The sequence below is a fragment of the Streptomyces sp. NPDC002926 genome (assembly GCF_053591755.1).
On sequence record NZ_JBSFUK010000098.1, the window covers coordinates 1 to 1000 of the forward strand.

A 1000-nucleotide genomic window follows, 5' to 3' on the forward strand; every position below is an offset into this window, starting at 1 on the left:
ATCAGTATGGACAATCAAGCCAGGCTGAGGATGTTCTTTCCCACAAGCTTGTAAGAAGCAATCCCTCACCAGTTTATCTTGCATCCGTGAAGACATTGACCAGCCTACAATCTTACGTGAAAAAACGTCGATATTCACGGCTAAGTATAAGGTGCCTTCTTTGGTAGGGATATAGGTCATGTCTCCCAGCCATACTTTATTAGGAGCTGTTGCTTTAAAGATCTGATTAATTAAATTGGGTCTTGAAAGCGAAGCTCCTTTTCTGTTGTAATGTTTATATTTATAACGGCTTCCCTTGGCATAAAGTCCCATCAAGTGCATCAGTTTTCCAACACGTTTCGTGTTGGTCATAATACCAGTATTATGAAGTACCTTGGTAATTCTAACCGCACCATAGCGTCCCTTATGCTCATGAAAGACAGCTTTTATCTTCTCTGAGAGAATTTCTCTCTCCACTTGTTGTTTTGAAGGACGACGATGCATGTATTCATAGAAACCTGAGCGAGAAACCTTAAGAACTTTTACTGCATGTTTAATTTTTATCTTCCCATGATGTTTCAAGAGAAATTCAAAACGTTTTACTTGCTTCGCTTCAAGAAGACCCGGAACTTTTTTAGAAGTTCAAGTTCCTCCTGAAGATAACGATTTTCTTTCTCTAACAATTTAATCTTATGTTGGGCATTAGCTAGGGCTGTCCCATTGCCTGGAAAAGCACTTTCTCCATATTCTTCAACTTCTTGAACCCAGCGATAAAGACTATTGGCATGAACCTCAAGCTCTTGGCTGACTTCTTTAACAGAGTAACCCTCTTCAAGAATGAGTTTTACTGCAGAATTTTTAAATTGTTTATCGAATTTTCTTCTTGCCATAATAAACCTTTCCACGATTTCTCTTAACTTTGTGTCTAGTTTATTATAACCTTTCCACCTTTCAGTTTTGTGTCTTAATAGACAGATTATAACACACAATTTTCTGTCCACTTTTATAGTATATCTCCAAA

1 pseudogene is annotated in these 1000 nt (G+C 37.6%); it reads right to left on the reverse strand.

Annotated elements, in window-relative coordinates:
* Positions 1–869: pseudogene (locus tag ACWDZ6_RS33435) on the reverse strand (IS3 family transposase); the annotation flags it as partial.
* Positions 870–1000: the final 131 nt, after the last annotated feature.